17 protein-coding genes are annotated in these 15574 nt (G+C 75.5%); 6 read left to right on the forward strand and 11 right to left on the reverse strand.

What is annotated here, in order from left to right:
- Window positions 1-43: 43 nt before the first annotated feature.
- Window positions 44-1213: a CapA family protein gene (locus AC0OLQ_RS19995; RefSeq protein WP_484527482.1), complete on the reverse strand. Its 1170-nt coding sequence runs from the start codon at window positions 1211-1213 to the stop codon at window positions 44-46.
- On the opposite strand from AC0OLQ_RS19995, the gene AC0OLQ_RS20000 reads away from it, so the two are divergent.
- Together AC0OLQ_RS20000 and AC0OLQ_RS20005 are read left to right on the forward strand one after the other, a co-directional pair.
- Window positions 1212-2108 (forward strand): glycosyltransferase family 2 protein, encoded by an 897-nt coding sequence (locus AC0OLQ_RS20000; RefSeq protein ID WP_484527483.1) that lies wholly within the window; start codon window positions 1212-1214, stop codon window positions 2106-2108. The two genes, AC0OLQ_RS19995 and AC0OLQ_RS20000, sit on opposite strands and share 2 nt — an antisense overlap.
- Before the next feature lie 51 nt (window positions 2109-2159).
- Window positions 2160-3323, forward strand: coding sequence for a low temperature requirement protein A (locus AC0OLQ_RS20005; RefSeq protein WP_484527484.1), 1164 nt, complete (start codon window positions 2160-2162; stop codon window positions 3321-3323).
- On the opposite strand, the gene AC0OLQ_RS20010 is transcribed toward AC0OLQ_RS20005, so the two are convergent.
- From AC0OLQ_RS20010 to AC0OLQ_RS20020, 3 genes are read right to left on the reverse strand one after another with little or no spacing between them, the layout of a single operon-like run.
- On the reverse strand, window positions 3289-4143 hold the full coding sequence (locus tag AC0OLQ_RS20010) for an alpha/beta fold hydrolase (protein ID WP_484527485.1): 855 nt from the start codon (window positions 4141-4143) through the stop codon (window positions 3289-3291). The genes AC0OLQ_RS20005 and AC0OLQ_RS20010 overlap by 35 nt on opposite strands.
- Entirely contained in the window at window positions 4140-5033 is an 894-nt protein-coding gene (locus AC0OLQ_RS20015; RefSeq protein WP_484527486.1) for an SDR family NAD(P)-dependent oxidoreductase, read from the reverse strand. The genes AC0OLQ_RS20010 and AC0OLQ_RS20015 overlap by 4 nt, the downstream gene beginning before the upstream one ends.
- A 15-nt stretch (window positions 5034-5048) precedes the next feature.
- Window positions 5049-6545, reverse strand: a complete 1497-nt coding sequence (locus AC0OLQ_RS20020; RefSeq protein WP_484527487.1) for a flavin-containing monooxygenase — start codon at window positions 6543-6545, stop codon at window positions 5049-5051.
- A gap of 114 nt (window positions 6546-6659) precedes the next feature.
- Between AC0OLQ_RS20020 and AC0OLQ_RS20025 the strand changes: the two genes are divergently transcribed.
- Window positions 6660-7322, forward strand: a complete 663-nt coding sequence (locus tag AC0OLQ_RS20025; RefSeq protein ID WP_484527488.1) for a TetR/AcrR family transcriptional regulator — start codon at window positions 6660-6662, stop codon at window positions 7320-7322.
- Here AC0OLQ_RS20025 and AC0OLQ_RS20030 read toward each other — a convergent pair.
- Genes AC0OLQ_RS20030 through AC0OLQ_RS20040 form a run of 3 tightly spaced genes read right to left on the reverse strand, consistent with a single transcriptional unit; the run spans window position 7292 to window position 8758 of the window.
- Entirely contained in the window at window positions 7292-7816 is a 525-nt protein-coding gene (locus AC0OLQ_RS20030; protein ID WP_484527489.1) for a hypothetical protein, read from the reverse strand. The two genes, AC0OLQ_RS20025 and AC0OLQ_RS20030, sit on opposite strands and share 31 nt — an antisense overlap.
- Window positions 7817-7826: 10 nt before the next feature.
- On the reverse strand, window positions 7827-8282 hold the full coding sequence (locus AC0OLQ_RS20035) for a hypothetical protein (RefSeq protein ID WP_484527490.1): 456 nt from the start codon (window positions 8280-8282) through the stop codon (window positions 7827-7829).
- A complete protein-coding gene (locus tag AC0OLQ_RS20040) occupies window positions 8282-8758 on the reverse strand; it encodes a hypothetical protein (RefSeq protein ID WP_484527491.1) in 477 nt (158 codons plus the stop codon). The genes AC0OLQ_RS20035 and AC0OLQ_RS20040 overlap by 1 nt, the downstream gene beginning before the upstream one ends.
- Before the next feature lie 44 nt (window positions 8759-8802).
- On the opposite strand from AC0OLQ_RS20040, the gene AC0OLQ_RS20045 reads away from it, so the two are divergent.
- On the forward strand, window positions 8803-9783 hold the full coding sequence (locus AC0OLQ_RS20045; RefSeq protein ID WP_484527492.1) for a helix-turn-helix transcriptional regulator: 981 nt from the start codon (window positions 8803-8805) through the stop codon (window positions 9781-9783).
- Here the strand turns inward: AC0OLQ_RS20045 and AC0OLQ_RS20050 are convergent.
- Together AC0OLQ_RS20050 and pdxR are read right to left on the reverse strand one after the other, a co-directional pair.
- Complete coding sequence (locus AC0OLQ_RS20050; protein ID WP_484527493.1) at window positions 9762-11009, reverse strand: MFS transporter; 1248 nt, start codon at window positions 11007-11009, stop codon at window positions 9762-9764. The two genes, AC0OLQ_RS20045 and AC0OLQ_RS20050, sit on opposite strands and share 22 nt — an antisense overlap.
- Before the next feature lie 147 nt (window positions 11010-11156).
- Window positions 11157-12632: a MocR-like pyridoxine biosynthesis transcription factor PdxR gene (gene pdxR / locus AC0OLQ_RS20055; protein WP_484527494.1), complete on the reverse strand. Its 1476-nt coding sequence runs from the start codon at window positions 12630-12632 to the stop codon at window positions 11157-11159.
- 29 nt (window positions 12633-12661) lie between these two features.
- Between pdxR and AC0OLQ_RS20060 the strand changes: the two genes are divergently transcribed.
- A complete protein-coding gene (locus AC0OLQ_RS20060; protein WP_484527495.1) occupies window positions 12662-13273 on the forward strand; it encodes a LysE family translocator in 612 nt (203 codons plus the stop codon).
- A gap of 10 nt (window positions 13274-13283) precedes the next feature.
- Window positions 13284-13994: a B3/B4 domain-containing protein gene (locus AC0OLQ_RS20065; RefSeq protein WP_484527496.1), complete on the forward strand. Its 711-nt coding sequence runs from the start codon at window positions 13284-13286 to the stop codon at window positions 13992-13994.
- 81 nt (window positions 13995-14075) lie between these two features.
- Here the strand turns inward: AC0OLQ_RS20065 and AC0OLQ_RS20070 are convergent, their stop codons facing one another.
- Both AC0OLQ_RS20070 and AC0OLQ_RS20075 read right to left on the reverse strand, forming a co-directional pair.
- Window positions 14076-15341 (reverse strand): hypothetical protein, encoded by a 1266-nt coding sequence (locus AC0OLQ_RS20070; RefSeq protein WP_484527497.1) that lies wholly within the window; start codon window positions 15339-15341, stop codon window positions 14076-14078.
- Complete coding sequence (locus AC0OLQ_RS20075) at window positions 15334-15564, reverse strand: RNA polymerase sigma factor (RefSeq protein WP_484527498.1); 231 nt, start codon at window positions 15562-15564, stop codon at window positions 15334-15336. The genes AC0OLQ_RS20070 and AC0OLQ_RS20075 overlap by 8 nt, the downstream gene beginning before the upstream one ends.
- Window positions 15565-15574 lie beyond the last annotated feature (10 nt).

The following is a 15574-nucleotide window of genomic DNA, read 5'->3' on the forward strand; positions in this document are numbered from 1 at the left end:
TGAGGCACCGGCGCCGCACGCCACGAACGTGGCCCGGGCCACGTCAGCGCAGCGTGAGCGCCCCGTCGGGGGCGCGGGTGAAGCGGGTGCCGGAGGGCCGGCCGAGGGCGTCGAGGAGGTCGGCGAGCCAGCCGGCCTCGGCGGGCGTGGCGGGTTGCAGGCGCATCCGGCGCATCCGGACCGGGATGAGGCGCAGCCGCCGCAGCTCGCCGGTGGCGGCGTCGAGGGTGGGCAGGTGCAGCAGTCGCAGCTCCGGCCGGTACGCCTCCTGCCCGCCGATCCCCTCGTAGTCGTCGATCAGGTCGCCGCAGCCGTAGAGGATGAGCCGGCCCCGGTAGCGCTCGACCGGCCGGGGATGGTGGGAGGAGTGCCCGTACACCACGTGCACTCCGGCGTCGACCAGCGCGTGCGCGAACTCGACGTGTTCGTCCGGCACCTCGTGGCCCCAGTTGCTCCCCCAGTGCACGGAGACCACGATCAGGTCCGTCGGCCGCGCGGTCCGGGCGATCCGGTCGGCGAGCACGCCGGCCGTCGCCGCGGACACCTCCGGCAGATACGCGACTCCGGGCCGGCCGTCCCCCGCCGCCCACTGCGGGAAGACCCCGCTGGACGCCGCGCCCACCGACCAGACCAGCAGCCGGCGGTCGCCGGCCAGCGCCACGATCGCGGGTCGCCACGCCTCCTCGGCATCCCGGCCGGCGCCGGCGGTCCGGATACCCGCGCCCCGCAACGCGTCCAGGGTGTCGGCCAGCCCGGTGGGACCGAAGTCCAGCACGTGATTGTTGCCGAGGGCGCAGACGTCGAGCCGGGCGACGGTGAGGCAGGGCAGGTTCGCGGGGTGCATCCGGTAGTGGATGCCCTTGCCCGGGGCGTACTCGCCGCGGGCGGTCACGGCCGTCTCCAGGTTGACGATCCGCGCGTCCGGGCGTTCCGCGTCGAGCAGCCGCAGCGCGTCGCCCCACGGCCACTCGGGCGGGGCCGGGCGCGGCACCGGGCCGGCCACCGACTCGGCCAGCGCGACGTACCGGCGGGCGTCGGTGACCAGCTCCTCCCGAAGCGCGGACGGCCCCGGGTGCGGCAGGATCTGGTCCACGCCCCGCCCGGTCATCACGTCGCCGGCGAGGAACAGCGTCACCTCGGCCATACCGGGGGTGTTCCCGCCGTGCGCCGCGCCACGCGTGAGTCCGGCCGGCCGGGGTACCAGGGCCGCCATGACGACGGACGTGACGATCGTGGTGGCCACCCGCAACCGGCGGGAGCAGCTCCTCGCCCTGCTGCCCCGGCACACCGCCCCGGTGATCGTGGTGGACAACGGCTCCGACGACGGGACCCCGGCCGCCGTCGCCCGGGAGTTCCCCCGGGTGCGCGTGGTGGAGCTGGACCGGAACGCGGGCGCCGGGGCCGCCCGCAACGTCGGGGTGGGACTGGCCCGCACGCCGTACGTGGCGTTCGCCGACGACGACTCGTACTGGGCGCCGGGCGCGCTCGACCGGGCGGCCGCGCTGCTGCGCCGGCACCCGCGTACCGCGCTGCTCACGGGGGAGGTGCGGGTCGGCGCGGCGGCCCGGCGGGACCCGGTCTCGGCCGCGATGGCCCGGGCGCCGCTGGGCACCGAGCCGGGCGCGCCGGGGCCGACCGTGCTCGGCTTCCTGGCCTGCGCGGTGGTGCTGCGCCGCGACGCGTACCGGCAGGTGGGCGGCTTCGCCGAACGGCTCGGCACGTACGGCGAGGAGGCGCTGCTGGCGATGGACCTGGCGGCGGCGGGCTGGAACCTCGCGTACGTGCCGGAGCTGGTGGCCCACCACCTGCCGGTGCCGACCGGGCGCGACCCGCGGGCCCGGCGGCGGGTGGAGGCGCGCAACCGGGTGCTCACCGCGGCGCTGCGCCGGCCGGGGTCGGTGCTGCGCGCGGTGGTCGCCGAGGCGTGGCGGGACCCCGCCGGGCGGGCCGGCCTGCGCGACGCCGCCCGGCAGGCCGGCTGGGCGCTGCGGCACCGGCGGCGGCTGCCGGCCGGCCTGGAGACCGCGCTCGTCACGCTGGCCCGGGCCGAGGCCGTGGCACCTCTTTCCGCCGGAGTTCCCGAGCCGCTCGGGTCCGCGGCCGCCTGAGCTGGTTATCGTGTGGGCGCAGCTGACCGGCCGGCGCCGAGGAGCACCGATTTGACCACCACCGCGTCCTTCCGCTCCTGGTACCGGCCGATGCGGGCCCGCCGGCGAGACGAGAAGCACCGGTCCGCCACCCCGCTGGAGCTGTTCTTCGACCTCTGCTTCGTGGTGGCGGTGGCACAGGCCTCCACGGGGCTGCACCACGACGTGACGGAGGGGCACCTCGCGCACGGCCTCGTCGGCTACCTGAGCGTATTCTTCGCGATCTGGTGGGCCTGGGTGAACTTCACCTGGTTCGCCTCCGCCTACGACACCGATGACGACGTCTACCGGCTGACCGTCCTGGTGCAGATCGCCGGGGCGCTGATCCTCGCCGCCGGCGTGCCCCGCGCCTTCGGGGAGGGCGACTTCACCACGATCACCTACGGCTACGTGGTGATGCGGCTGGCCGCCATGGTCAACTGGCTGAGGGCGGCCGCCGGCGACCCGGCGCACCGGACCACCACCCTGACGTTCGCGGTCGGGGTGGCCGTGGTGCAGCTCGGCTGGCTGCTCCGGCTCCTCCTGCCGACCGGCTGGCTTTTGCCCTCGTTCGTGGTTCTGGTCCTCGCCGACCTGCTGGTCCCGGTGCTCGGCGAGCGGCACGGACAGACCACCTGGCACCCGCGGCACATCTCCGAGCGGTACCAGCTGTTCACGCTGATCGTGCTCGGCGAGGTGGTGCTCTCCACCTCGGTGGCGATCCAGCGCGGGGTGGACGCGGGCAACGAGAAGCTGTGGGTGCTGGCGGCGGCCGGCATGGTGATCGTCTTCGCGGTCTGGTGGCTCTACTTCGACCGGCCCAACCCGCTGCCGCCCGCGTCACTGCCCGGCGCGCTGTCCTGGGGCTACGGCCACTACTTCGTCTTCGCCTCGATCGCCGCGGTCGGCGCCGGGCTGGCCGTCGCGATCGACCACGACCTGCACACCGGGCACGCCTCCGGCCGGGTCGCCGGCTACGCGGTCGCCGTGCCGGTCGCGATCTACCTGATCGCCCTCTGGGCGCTGCACCTGCCCGCCAAGCGCGGCCTCGGGCGGGTGCTGTTCCCCGCCGCGGCGGCGCTGGTGCTGGTGGCGCCGTGGCTGGCCGCTCCGGTCGAGGTGATCGCCGGGGTGCTGGTGGTCCTGGTGGCCGTCACGCTGGTCATGCGGCACCGGGCCGCGACCAGAACCTCCTGACCAGCGCCTCGAACTCCGCGGCCCGCTCGATCTGCGGCATGTGCCCGGTGTCGGGGAACAGGTGGCTCTGCGCCTTCGGCAGCCGGCTCCGGGCGTACGCCAGGTGGGCGGCCGGCAGGATCAGGTCCCGGTCGCCCCAGACGACCAGGGTGGGCAGGTCGAGCGCGGCCACCGCGTCGAGCAGCTCGGTACGCCACTCGGGGCGTACCCCGCGCCAGGTGCCGAGGTCGCGGACCAGTTCCAGCATCACCCGGGCGGCGTGCGGCTGCCGGGCCGCCGCCAGTGCGGTGGCGATCCGCGCCTCGGTGACGTACGCCGGATCGTGGAAGATGGCCCGCTCGGTGCGGCGGGCGATCGCCGGGTGCGGGCGCAGCAGCAGCCGGGCGAGGGGCCGCACGGCGAGCAGCCGCAGCGCGGCGGTCACCTCCCGGCCGAAGCCGGCGCTGTTGACCAGCACCAGGCTGGCCGCCCGCTCCGGCGCGTCGGCGGCGAGCCGCATGGCCACCGCCCCGCCGAGGGAGTTGCCGACCAGGTGCACCGGGCCGGTGATCCCGGCGGCGTCCAGGAAGCCGGCGACGGCCGCGGCCAGGGCCGGCAGCGTGTGCGGGTCGTCCAGCGGCGCGGAGCCGCCGTGCCCGGGCAGGTCCACGGCGAGCACCCGGTGGTCGCCGGTCAGCGCCGCGTGCAGGGCGGTGAAGTCCTCCAACGTCCGGCCGATGCCGTGCAGCAGCACGACCGGCGGTCCGTCGCCGGCGATCCGGCAGCGCATCCGCCGCCCGGCGACACTCAGCTCGTCGGCGGGCGGCGGGGCGAGGGTCACGCCGGCCGTCCCGGGTCCGACGGAACCGGCTCGGCGGCGGGTCGCGGGGCCGGCACCCGGGCCGGGCGCGGTCGCATCCCCAGGGCCAGCAGCTTCCCGTACCCGGCGGGGGCGACCCGGGCCAGCAGGTCGGGCAGCTTCGCCGACCAGCCGATGAGGACCCGGCCGCGGCGGCGCTCGACCCCACGCAGGATCACCTCGGCGGCCGTCGCCGGGTCGATGGAGAGCAGCTTCTCGAACTGCTTCCGGCCGGCCTCGTACTCCTCGGCGGAGACGCCGCTGCCCACCCGGGCGCTGGCCGCGATCCGGGTGCGGATGCCGCCCGGGTGCACCGACGTGACCCCGATCCCGTCGTCGACGAGTTCGTGCCGCAGCGCCTCGGTGAAGCCGCGCACGGCGAACTTGCTGGCCGAGTAGGCGGCCTGCCCGGCGGGCGCGATCAGCCCGAAGAGGCTGGAGACGTTGACCAGGTGGGCGCCGGGCTCGGCCTTCAGCGCGGGCAGCAGCGCGTGGGTCAGCCGTACCACGGCCCGGAAGTTGATCTCGATGACCCAGAGGAACTCGTCCAGGGTGACCTGGTCGAACCGGCCGCCCAGCGCCACCCCGGCGTTGTTGACCAGCAGCCGGATCCGCGGGTGCGCGCGGTGGATCTCGGCGGCCACCCGGTCGGTGGCGCCGGCGTCGGCGAGGTCGACCAGGTGGGTCTCGATCCGCCGGTCGGGGTGCGCGGCGCGGATCGCGGCGACCACCGCGTCCAGCCGCTCGGCGTCCCGGTCGAGCAGGACCAGGTCGGCGCCGCGCCGGGCCAGCCCGTGCGCCAGGGCCTCACCGATGCCGCTGGCCGCGCCGGTCAGCACCGCGGTGCCACCGGGGAAGACGAAGTCACGCATGACGCTCCTCTGGGGTCAGGCGACGGGCGCGGGACGGTCGGCGACGGTGGCGGGGGTGCCCGCGCGGGAGAAGCGCACACCGGAGTCGGTCAGCCGGCCGTGCCGCATCAGCAGCACGTCGCGGGGGTAGTTCTGGTGCAGTCGCCACGGCGCCGTGGGGCCCTGCTTGGGCAGCCGGTCGACGGCGCGCAGCACGTATCCGGACTGCAGGTCGATGATCGGCACCAGGTCGGTGGAGTCCGGGGCGAGCGGGGTGACGATGTGCTGGCCGGTGTCGTCGAGGTGACGCAGCAGCCGGCAGACGTACGTGGCGACCAGGTCGGCCTTGAGCGTCCAGGAGGCGTTGGTGTAGCCGATGGTCATCGCGAAGTTCGGCACCCCGGAGAGCATCATGCCCTTGTAGGCGACGGTCGAGGCGAGGTCGACCTCGGTGCCGTCCACGGCCAGGGTCATCCCGCCGAGCGCGAGCAGGTTGAGGCCGGTGGCGGTGACCACGACGTCGGCGGGCAGTTCCGCGCCGGAGGTGAGCCGGATGCCCCGCTCGGTGAACGTGTCGATGGTGTCCGTGACCACCGCGGCCTTCCCGGCGTGGAGCGCGGCGAACAGGTCCCCGTCGGGCACCACGCAGAGCCGCTGGTCCCAGGGGTTGTAGCGGGGCGAGAAGTGCCGGTCGACGTCGTAGCCGACCGGGAGCTTGCCCTTGGCGGCTCGGCGGAGGAACTTCTTCACCAGGCCCGGCGCGCGCCGGCTGAGCTGGAAGTTGGCCACTCCGAGCGCCACGTTCTTCCAGCGGGTCACCGCGTACGCCGCCTTGGCGGGGAGCCAGCGCCGCGCCGCGTCGGCGAGCGGGTCGCGCGAGGGCAGCGAGATGACGTACGTGGGTGAGCGCTGGAGCATGGTGACGTGGCCGGCCCGCTCGGCCAGGGCCGGGACCAGGGTGACCGCGGTGGCGCCGCTGCCGATCACCACCACCCGCTTGCCGGCGTAGTCGAGGTCCTCGGGCCAGTGCTGCGGGTGCACCAGCCGGCCGGCGTAGCGCTCGACGCCCGGGAACTCCGGCGTGTAGCCCTCGTCGTAGCGGTAGTAGCCCGAATTGACGAACAGGAACGCGCAGGTCAGGACGACGTCCTCGCCGGTGTCGTCGCGGTGGGCGTGCACCGTCCAGCGGGCGGTGGCGCTGTCCCACTCGGCGCGGAGCACCCGGTGGTGGAAGCGGATGTGCTGCTGCACCCCGTGCTCGCGGGCGGTCTCCCGGACGTACTCCCGGATGGCGTCGCCGTCGGCGATCGCCTTCGGGTTGGTCCACGGCTTGAACGAGTAGCCGAGGGTGAACATGTCGGAGTCGGAGCGGATGCCCGGGTAGCGGAACAGGTCCCAGGTGCCGCCGACGGCGCCCCGGGCCTCCAGCACCGCGTAGGTCTTGCCGGGGCACTCGCGTTGCAGGTGGACGGCGGCGCCGACGCCGGAGAGCCCGGCACCGACGATGAGGACGTCGACGTGGTCGGAGGCCATGGCATCTCCCGTTCGAGCGGCAGTGGACCGGACACTATCCACCGCCGTCGACGGCAGTCAACACCCTGTCGAGAGGAATCGACAGGGTGTCGAGCGGGTGTAACATCGGCCGACATGAGCCCCGCCCGTACGTCGACCGGCGCCGCGCCGACGCGCGGGCGGCGCTCCGGCCGCTCCACCGGCGACGACCGGGAACTGGCCATCCTCGCCACCGCGGAGCGGCTGCTGCGGCAGCGGTCCTTCGGCGACATCTCGATCGACGACCTGGCGCGGGGGGCCGGCATCTCCCGGCCCACCTTCTACTTCTACTTCCCGTCCAAGGACGCGGTGCTGCTCACGCTGCTCGACCGGGTGACCGAGGAGGCGAACGCGGCCGCGGGCGACGTGCTGGTCCGGCTCGCCGACGACCCGCGGGCCCGCTGGCGGGAACTGATCGCCCGATTCCACGCCACCTTCGGCGGCCACCGGGACGTGGTGCTCGCCTGCGCCCAGGTACGCGGCACCAACGCCGAGGTGCGCCGGCTCTGGGCCGAGGTGCTGGAACGCTGGGTACGCGCCGTCGAGGCGGCCATCGAGGGGGAACGCGCGCGCGGCGCGGCCCCGGACGGGCTGCCCGCCCGGGACCTCGCCATCGCGCTGAACTCAATGAACGAACGGGTCTGGTACGCGACCTTCGCCGGGGACGGGCCGGCCGTGGCCGAGCGGGACGTCGTCGACGTGCTGCTCGACGTCTGGCTGACCGCGATCTACCGGACCACCACGCCGCCGCCGCTCTGAGCGGCGGCGTGGTGCTCGCGCAGGTGCGCCATCGTCAGGTCGAAGTCCGCGGCGGAGAGCACCGGCCCGTTGTTCTTGCGCACGCCCGCCAGCCTCGACCGCTGCTGCACCGGCGCCTCCCACGCGCCGTCCCCGGTGAGCACCCAGGCGGCGTTGCGGACCGTCGCCGAGCCGAGGAACCGGGCCGCGCGGATGTCGAACCCGGTCACCTCGGACCAGGGCAGCAGTCGGGAGCGGTGCACGTGGCGGAGGAGCAGGCCGCGCTCGTTGCGGAAGATGCCCACCAGGTAGAAGCGGACCGCGATGGTCAGCCAGAGCCCCAGGAAGGCGACCGCGCCGAGGATTCCCGCCGCCGTCGTCAGGTCGGTGCCGCGGGCGACCGCGCGGAGGCCGGTCACCGTGACCACGGACGCCATCGCCGCGCCACACAGGATCAGGAATCCGGCAAACGCCTGCCGCAGCCCCCAGGGATCGACCCGCCGCCATCGCCGCATGGCGGTCAGGCTAGCCGGTCCGGGCAAAGTCCATGATCCAGTTTGTCTCCCAGGTCTGTTCGCCGTCGGTGGAGAATGCCTGCTCCCAGCGGCAGGAGGTGGGCGTGCTCCGCGACCAGATGAACCGGCAGCGGATCGGCCGTCCCTCGTCGGTGTCGTCGGCGTAGAACGTGCCCACGCCGTCGACGAACCTGCCGACCATCGGCGGCAGTTCGAGCACCCCGCGCCTGCTGTTCATCCAGTAGATCGACCAGAGGCCGCTCTCCGCGTCGCGGATGCGGACCGTCGAGCCGGAGAAGCCGCGGGTCGGGCAGCGCATCTCGTCGAAGCTGCCGGCGCCGTCGAAGAACGTCCGGGCCACCGAGGTGCCGGGGAACTCGTCCCAGTCGTCGCTGCCGACGTGCCGCTCGCGCAGCCGCCGGTTGGCCACGTCCCAGGTGCCCACGAGGAAGTCGAAGTCGCCCATCAGAAACCCACTGTTCCCTCGGCGTGGCTGTCGGCCAGGTAGCCGGCCAGGTCGGGCCGGTCGGGGGCGAGGACGTGCCGGACCCAGGCGGCCCGCTCGTGCTCCAGCACGCCCAGCTCCCAGACGCAGCCGACGCCGGGGCGGTCCAGCGGGATGAAGTGCGCCGGGTCGTCGTCCGGGCAGTCCAGGGCGGGCTGGCCGGCGACGGCGGTCCGGCACTCCACCACGTTGTCGAAGAACCAGCTGTACGCCAGCAGGTAGGCGCCGGTGTCCGCGCCCCGGTGCAGCACCACCCAGCTCGCCGGCGGGGTGCTGCCGTCCGGGCCGGGCAGCAGCTTCGGCAGGTACGCGTACGCGGCCTCGACCACCTCCGGTTCGAGGCGGCGATCGGGCTGGTCGATGTGGTAGCGCTTGACGTGCCGGCCGGCGACCTCGACGGTCCCCGGCACGGTCAGTTCCTTGTTCTGGAATGCCATGCCGGAACGGTAGGACGGCTCCCCTGACAGCTAGTGTCAGTGGAATGCGGGCCAGCCGTCTTCTTTCGATCCTCCTGCTGCTCCAGGCCCACGGCCGGCTCACCGCCGCCGAGCTGGCCCAGCGGCTGGAGGTCTCCGTCCGCACGGTCTACCGGGACGTCGAGTCGCTGCACGCCGCCGGCATCCCGCTCTACGGCGAGGCCGGGCACGCCGGCGGCTACCGGCTGGTCGACGGCTGGCGGACCCGGCTGACCGGGCTCACCGGCGAGGAGGCCGACCGGCTGCTCTTCGCCGGGCTGCCCGGACCGGCCGCCGAGCTGGGCTACGAGTCGGTCGTGGCCACCCTGCAACTCAAGCTGCGCGCCGCGTTGCCGCCCCCGCTGGCCGACCGGGCCGGCCGGCTCCAGCAACGGTTCCACCTGGACACCCCCGGCTGGTACTCCGACGGCGACCCGTCGCCCTACCTGGCCGCCGCGGCCGAGGCGGTGTGGCGGGAACACCGCATCCGGGTCCGCTACCGGAGCTGGACCGGCGAGGTGACCCGGGTCCTCGAACCGTACGGGCTGGTGCTCAAGGGCGGCCGCTGGTACGTGGTGGCCGCCCGGCCGGACCGCGCCGAGCCGGCCACCTACCGCGTCAACCAGATCCTCGACCTGACCCCGCTGGACGAGCCGTTCGACCGGCCGGAGTTCGACCTGCCGGCCTGGTGGCGGGCGCACGTGGTCGCCTTCCGGGCCCGGCTGCACCGGGACGAGGCCACCATCCGGCTCTCGCCGCGGGGCCGGGAGCGGCTGCGGGAGATCGCCAGCGACGCGGTGGTCGCGGCGGTCGACGCCAGCGCCGGGCCGCCCGACGCGGCGGGTTGGGTGCGGGCGGCCGTACCCATCGAGTCGCTCACCCACGCGCACGGCGACCTGCTGCGGCTCGGCGCCGAGGTGGAGGTCCTCTCCCCCGCCGCGCTGCGCGACCGGCTGGCGGAGACCGCCACCGCCCTCGCCGCCCTCTACCACCCGCCGCCGGGCTGACCCGCGCCGCCGGCGGGGCGGGCGGACAGCCGCAGGACCACGGCGCCCGCGACCGCGCCGAGGGCCTGGCAGGCGGCCACACCGAGCAGCAGGAGACCGACCCCCGAGCCGGTGCAGGCACCGGCGAGCGCCGCGCCCGCGGCGGCCGCGGTGCTCTTCAGGCCGGCGCCGACGGTGAACACCTGGGTGTGCGCCGCTGGCGGCGCCTCGCGCTCGCGCACCGCGAGCACCGCGCAGAACAGCGGCCCGTTCAGCAACCCGACCAGGGCGAACAACGGCAGCGTGGCCCACACCGCCGGCACGACCGGCACCAGCGCGAAGGGCACCGCCATGGCGAGCAGGCTGGCCACGACCACCCGCTCGGGCGGGTGGGAGCGGATCGGGTAGCGCGCGCACCACAGCGAGCCGACCAGGCCGCCGACCGACGCCGCCGCCAGGAACAGCCCGGTGTACGAGGTGTGCTGGAACCGGCCGGCGAGCAGCGCCGCGACCACCGGCAGGGCGCCGACGCCGAGCTGCCCGAAGCTGCTCGCCAGGGTCACCGCGCCGAGCCGGGGACGCCGCCACAGCAGGGGGATCCCGCCCAGCGGGTTGAGCCGGCCGGGTACCGCGTCGCGGTCCGCGCGCGCCGGACGGTCGGGGATCGGCAGCGTCCACAGCACCACGCCGCCCAGGGCCACCAGCGCGGCCAGCACGACCGTCGCGGCGCCGGCCCCGGCCGCCCCGGCGGTGACCGCCGCGATCGCCGGTCCGGCGATGCCGGCCAGGTTGTACGACGTCGCATCGACCCCGAACGCGCTGTCCAGCCGGTCGGGCACGAGGTCGCGCAGCAGGCTGGTCAGCCCGCCGAGCATGACCGGGGCGAGGCAGCCGGCCAGCACGACGAGGGTGATCGACAGCGGGCGGGAGTCGGCCGCCGAGGCCACCGCGGCGACCAGCGCGCCGCCGTAGCCGAGCAGGGCGAGGGTGTAGAAGGGCCGGCGCCGGCGTACCGCGTCCGCGACCGCGCCGACCACCGGTCCGGCCACCACGTGCGGGACCATCAGCGCCGCCACCAGCAGGCCGCCGTACGCCGCGCTGCCGGTGCGCTCGATCGCCAGCAGCACCAGGGCCACCCGGGCGCCCTCGTCGGCCAGCCGCACCAGCACCGCGGCCGTGACGTACCGCCCGAGCACCGCACCGGGGCGATCGCCCACCCGGGACCGCGCCGGCGTCGCGACCACCATTCCCGCCCCCTGACCGTCAGGACCGTCCATCCATATCGGCACTTACCCTCCCCCGGTCGGAGAAACGCCCCGGGCGATCGAGAGGTTTGCGTCGGGATCGATCTGACCGGCGACGCGAACCTCGTGATCAACGGGGCGGAGCGCGGGTCAGCGGAGGTCGCGGAGGATCGTGGCGAGGGTTGTCAGGGCGCGGTCGATGTCGGTGGGTGGGTTGGCGGCGTAGCCGAGGACCAGGCCGGCGGGTTGCGGGCGTTGGGCGTGCCAGGAGAGGGGTTGGACCTTGACGCCCCGGCGCAGCGCAGCCGCGGCGAGCGCCGTGTCGTCGACCTCGCCGGGCAGGGTGACCAGCAGGTGCAGGCCGGCTGCGGCGCCGTGCACGACCGCACCGGGCAGGTGCTCGCGGACCGCCCGGATCATCGCATCCCGGCGACGGACGTGCCGGCGGCGCAGCAGCCGCAGGTGGCGCTCCAGGTCGCCGGAGTCCATCAGCTCGGCCAGCACCAGTTGCGGCAGGGCCGCGTTGCCGAGGTCGGCCATCCGCTTGGCCGCCACCAGGTCCGCGTGCAGCCGGGGCGGAACCAGCACCCAGCCGATCCGCAGCGCCGGGGCGAGCAGCTTGGAGACGCTGCCGGTGTAGCAGACCCGGTCCGGCAGCATCCCGCGCAGGGCCGGCACCGGCGGGCGGTCGTAGCGGTGCTCGGCGTCGTAGTCGTCCTCGATCACCAGGCCGCCGCGCCGGGCCCAGCGCAGCAACCGGCGGCGCCGGTCGCCGTCGAGCACCACCCCGGTCGGGAACTGGTGCGCCGGGGTGAGCATCACGGCGGGTGCGCCGCTCTCCTCCAGCCGGTCGACCCGCAGCCCGTGGGCGTCGACCGGCACCGGCGGGGTGTCCAGCCGCCAGTTGTTCAGGTGCTGGCGTACGCCGAGCGAGCCGGGATCCTCCACGGCGACCGTGTGCACGCCGTCGGCGTGCAGCACCTGGGCGAGCAGACCGAGCGCCTGGGACACCCCGGCCACGACCACCACCTCGGCCGGGTCCACCCGGATGCCGCGGTTGCGGGCCAGCCAGGTGGCGACCGCGAGCCGCAGCGCGGGGGTGCCCGTCGGGTCGCCGTACCCGAAGGCGGCGGGCGCCAGGCGGTGCAGCACCGCGCGTTCCGCGCGCAGCCAGGCCGCGCGGGGAAAGGCCGCCAGATCGGGTACGCCGGGCGTCAGGTCCAGCTCCGCCGGAGCGTTGCGCAGCGCGTCGAAGACGGCGGTGTCCGGCCGCGCGGCAAACACCTCCGGCGGGCGGGGTGGCGCCGGGGCGCGGGTGACCACGGCGGCCGGGGTGGCCACCACGACGGTGCCGGCCCGGCCCCGGCCGACCACGTGCCCGTCCTCGGTGAGCCGCTGGTACGCCTCCGTCACCACGCCCCGGGAGACGCCCAGCTCGGCGGCGAGCACCCGGCTCGCCGGCAACCGGGCGCCCACCGGCACCCGGCCGTCGGCGATGGCGGCCCGCAGCCGGGCGGCCAGCCAGTCGGCGCGGCCGCCGGGCGGGGCCTCCCCGACGTCGAGCTGAAGGAAGTCGGCGCCGGCCGTTATGGACCCCTCGGTCACCGACGGTTTGGCCCTGTCCACCGGACCATTATGGCCGCAGGCTGAATCGCATGAGCATCGCCTTCCTGCTGACCACGCTCGTCGTGGTGATCACCCCGGGCACCGGGATGGTCTACACCCTCGCCACCGGCCTCTCCGCCGGCCGCCGGGCCGGTCTGGTCGCCGCCGCCGGCTGCACCCTCAGCCTCGTCCCGCACCTGGTCGCCGCGGTGACCGGGCTGGCCGCCCTGCTCCGCGCCGGCACCCCGGCGTTCCGGGTGGTTACCTGGCTGGGCGTGGCGTACCTGCTCTGGATGGCCTGGGCGGCGCTGCGCGACCGCAGCCCGCTGCCGGTGGACGAGCACCGCCCGCCCCGCCCGGCCTGCCGGCTGTTCCGCGACGGGGTGCTGCTGAACCTGCTGAACCCCAAGGTCACCGTCTTCTTCGTGGCGTTCCTGCCGCAGTTCGTCCCGCCGGACTCGCCGGACGCACCGGCCCGGATGCTGGCCGCCGGCGCGGTGTTCATGCTGACCACCCTGGTGGTCTTCGCCGGGTACGCGCTGCTGGCCGGCGCGCTGCGCCGCCGGGTGCTGGCCCGGCCCCGGCTGACCGCGCTGCTGCGGCACGGCTTCGCCGGCAGCTTCCTCGCCCTGGGCCTCGGCCTGGCCCTCACCGCCCGATAGGAGTTCTCCCGTGCGCTTCCGGCACGCCCCCGAGGTCTGGTCGACCTTTCCCGAGCTGACCTGCGGCGTCCTGCACGCCACCGGCCTCACCCCCACCGCCGACGTCACCGCGCGGCTCGCCCCGTACGCTGACACCGCCCGTGCCCGCCTCGCCGCCGGATCCGAGGGCGGCTTCCCGGAGATTCAGGCCTGGCGGCGGGCCTTCGCCCGGATGGGTTCGCCGCCGACCCGCTACCGCTGCGCGGCCGAGTCGCTGCTGCGCCGGTTCCGCCGCGACGGGGCGCTGCCCCGGTTGCACCCGCTGGTCGACCTGGGCAACGCCCTGTCCCTCGGGTACGCCGTGCCGGTGGCGGTGCTGGACCTGGCGCGGATCGCCGGGGACCTGACCGTGCGCCCGGCCACCGGCACGGAGACCTACCTGACCCTCGGCGGGGACGCGGAGCATCCCGAGCCGGGTGAGCTGGTCTTCGCCGACGCGGCCGGCCACGCCCACTCGCGGCGCTGGACGCACCGGCAGAGCGGCGCCTCGGCGGTGCGCACGGAGACCGCCGAGGTGCTGGTGGTGATCGAGGCGATGCACGACGACGGCCCCCGGGTCGTGCCCCGGATGCTCACGGAACTGGCCGCCGCGCTGACCGAGGAGTGGGGGGTACCGGCCCGGACCGCGCTGCTCACCCCCGAGGCACCCGCGTTCGCCGCGCCCGCCGCGCGCACCGCCTGAGGCGCCGGGGCTTGCTGTGGCCTCATCGCCCCGAGGGCGCGGGGTGCTCCCGGTGGTCGGGCCACCGGGAGCACCCCGCGGTCAGGACAGCTCCGGCGGGTCCAGCCAGGTCCACGTGATCCCGTCGGCGGAGAGCCAGGCGCCCTTGCTGTCCGGCCAGCCGGTCTGGACATACCCGCCCGGCACCGGGCGCGGGTCGGCCCCCGGTCCCAGCGGGGCGGGACGCAGGGTCACGCCGTCGTCGGAGCTGGCGAACATCAGCGGATCCTCCCCGGCGGAGATGCCGGCCTGGACCACCAGCACCCCGTCGGGCCGCACTGCCGCCCGGATCGTGCGCTCGCCGACCTGCCCCGTTCCGGCGGCACGCGCCCAGGTGTCGCCGCCGTCGGTGCTGCGCCACACCACCAGGGCGCCCCGCACCCGGCCGACCGCGTACACGGTGTGCCCGTCGTGGGTGGCGACCGCCGGGCCGCCCACGTCGTCGGAGGCGGTGAGGTCGTCCGGGAACTCGTGCCGCGACCAGGTGCGACCGCCGTCCCGGCTCGCCTCGACCGCGCTGCCGGTCCAGATGATCCGGCCGCCGTCACCCACGTGTTGACCGGTCCAGCCGCTGACCCAGAGGCCGGCGCCGGCCGGCGCGCTCTCGACCACCGCCGCGTTGCGCAGCGTCGAGCGCTTGCGGAGCTGAGCGAGGTCGCCGGTGGCCGGGTCCACGGCGATGAGCGGATCCTCGCTGGGGCCCGGCACCTGGCCGAGGACCCGCCAGCCGGCCGGCAACGCGTCCACCCGCCGCACCGTCACCTCCCGCCAGGTGTTCCCGCCGTCGCTGCTGGCGATCCACCGGGCGGACCGGCTGTCCGGGGCGGAACGGGAGACGTACCAGGCCACCACGGCGCGCGGCCCGGCGGCACGTAGGTCCACCATCGCGTTGTCCGGCACCGGCAGTGGACCGGTGCGCCAGTGCCGGCCGCCGTCGTCGGTGCCCGCCCAGCTCAGCGGGCATCCCGTGCGGCACTCCGTCCAGCGCAGGTAGACATGGTTGAGGTCACCCGCCGCCGGCGTGCCGGTGAGGATCTGCCGTCCGGTCCCAGGTGTGGGCGTGGCGCCGGGGGTGGGGATGAAGTCCGGGGTGCGGTCCGCGCCGAACCTGGCGGCCGGCGGGCTGGAGCCGTCGGGCCGGGCCGCGACGGCGGCACCCGAGCCGGTGACCAGCAGGGCAACCGTGGCGACAGTCAGGATCCGGCGCCGGCGCCGACGCCGTCGGGCCCGAACGACGACCTCCTCGAAGTGCCCCTTGAAGGTGGCCTGAGCTGCGGCGTTCAGGCCGGTGAAGTCCAGCTCAGGCATGGCGGGCCTCCCGCTCCGGTCGGGCCGGGGCCGGTCGGGCCGGGGCCGGGTCACCGTCGCCGAGGTCGTCGGCGAGTGCACGGCGGGCCCGGACCAGGCGGGTCTTCACCGCCTCCACCGAGCAACCCAGCACGGTGGCCACCTCGGTCACCGGCAGGTCCGCGAGGTGGTGCAGTACGACGGTCTCCCGGGCCTGCCGGGGCAGCCGCTGCAACGCCGCCACCAGGGCGACG

It is taken from the genome of Micromonospora sp. Utrum1, assembly GCF_057197805.1.

What these genes read in the sequence shown, in the direction of transcription:
- AC0OLQ_RS20035 (WP_484527490.1), bottom strand. Translation starts at nt 8,282, where the DNA reads ATGGGCGACTTCGACTTCCTCGTGGGCACCTGGGACGTGGCCAACCGG.
- AC0OLQ_RS19995 (WP_484527482.1), bottom strand. Translation starts at nt 1,213, where the DNA reads ATGGCGGCCCTGGTACCCCGGCCGGCCGGACTCACGCGTGGCGCGGCG.
- AC0OLQ_RS20060 (WP_484527495.1), top strand. Translation starts at nt 12,662, where the DNA reads ATGAGCATCGCCTTCCTGCTGACCACGCTCGTCGTGGTGATCACCCCG.
- AC0OLQ_RS20015 (WP_484527486.1), bottom strand. Translation starts at nt 5,033, where the DNA reads ATGCGTGACTTCGTCTTCCCCGGTGGCACCGCGGTGCTGACCGGCGCG.
- AC0OLQ_RS20025 (WP_484527488.1), top strand. Translation starts at nt 6,660, where the DNA reads ATGAGCCCCGCCCGTACGTCGACCGGCGCCGCGCCGACGCGCGGGCGG.
- AC0OLQ_RS20070 (WP_484527497.1), bottom strand. Translation starts at nt 15,341, where the DNA reads ATGCCTGAGCTGGACTTCACCGGCCTGAACGCCGCAGCTCAGGCCACC.
- AC0OLQ_RS20045 (WP_484527492.1), top strand. Translation starts at nt 8,803, where the DNA reads ATGCGGGCCAGCCGTCTTCTTTCGATCCTCCTGCTGCTCCAGGCCCAC.
- AC0OLQ_RS20000 (WP_484527483.1), top strand. Translation starts at nt 1,212, where the DNA reads ATGACGACGGACGTGACGATCGTGGTGGCCACCCGCAACCGGCGGGAG.
- AC0OLQ_RS20020 (WP_484527487.1), bottom strand. Translation starts at nt 6,545, where the DNA reads ATGGCCTCCGACCACGTCGACGTCCTCATCGTCGGTGCCGGGCTCTCC.
- AC0OLQ_RS20050 (WP_484527493.1), bottom strand. Translation starts at nt 11,009, where the DNA reads ATGGTGGTCGCGACGCCGGCGCGGTCCCGGGTGGGCGATCGCCCCGGT.
- AC0OLQ_RS20030 (WP_484527489.1), bottom strand. Translation starts at nt 7,816, where the DNA reads ATGCGGCGATGGCGGCGGGTCGATCCCTGGGGGCTGCGGCAGGCGTTT.
- AC0OLQ_RS20040 (WP_484527491.1), bottom strand. Translation starts at nt 8,758, where the DNA reads ATGGCATTCCAGAACAAGGAACTGACCGTGCCGGGGACCGTCGAGGTC.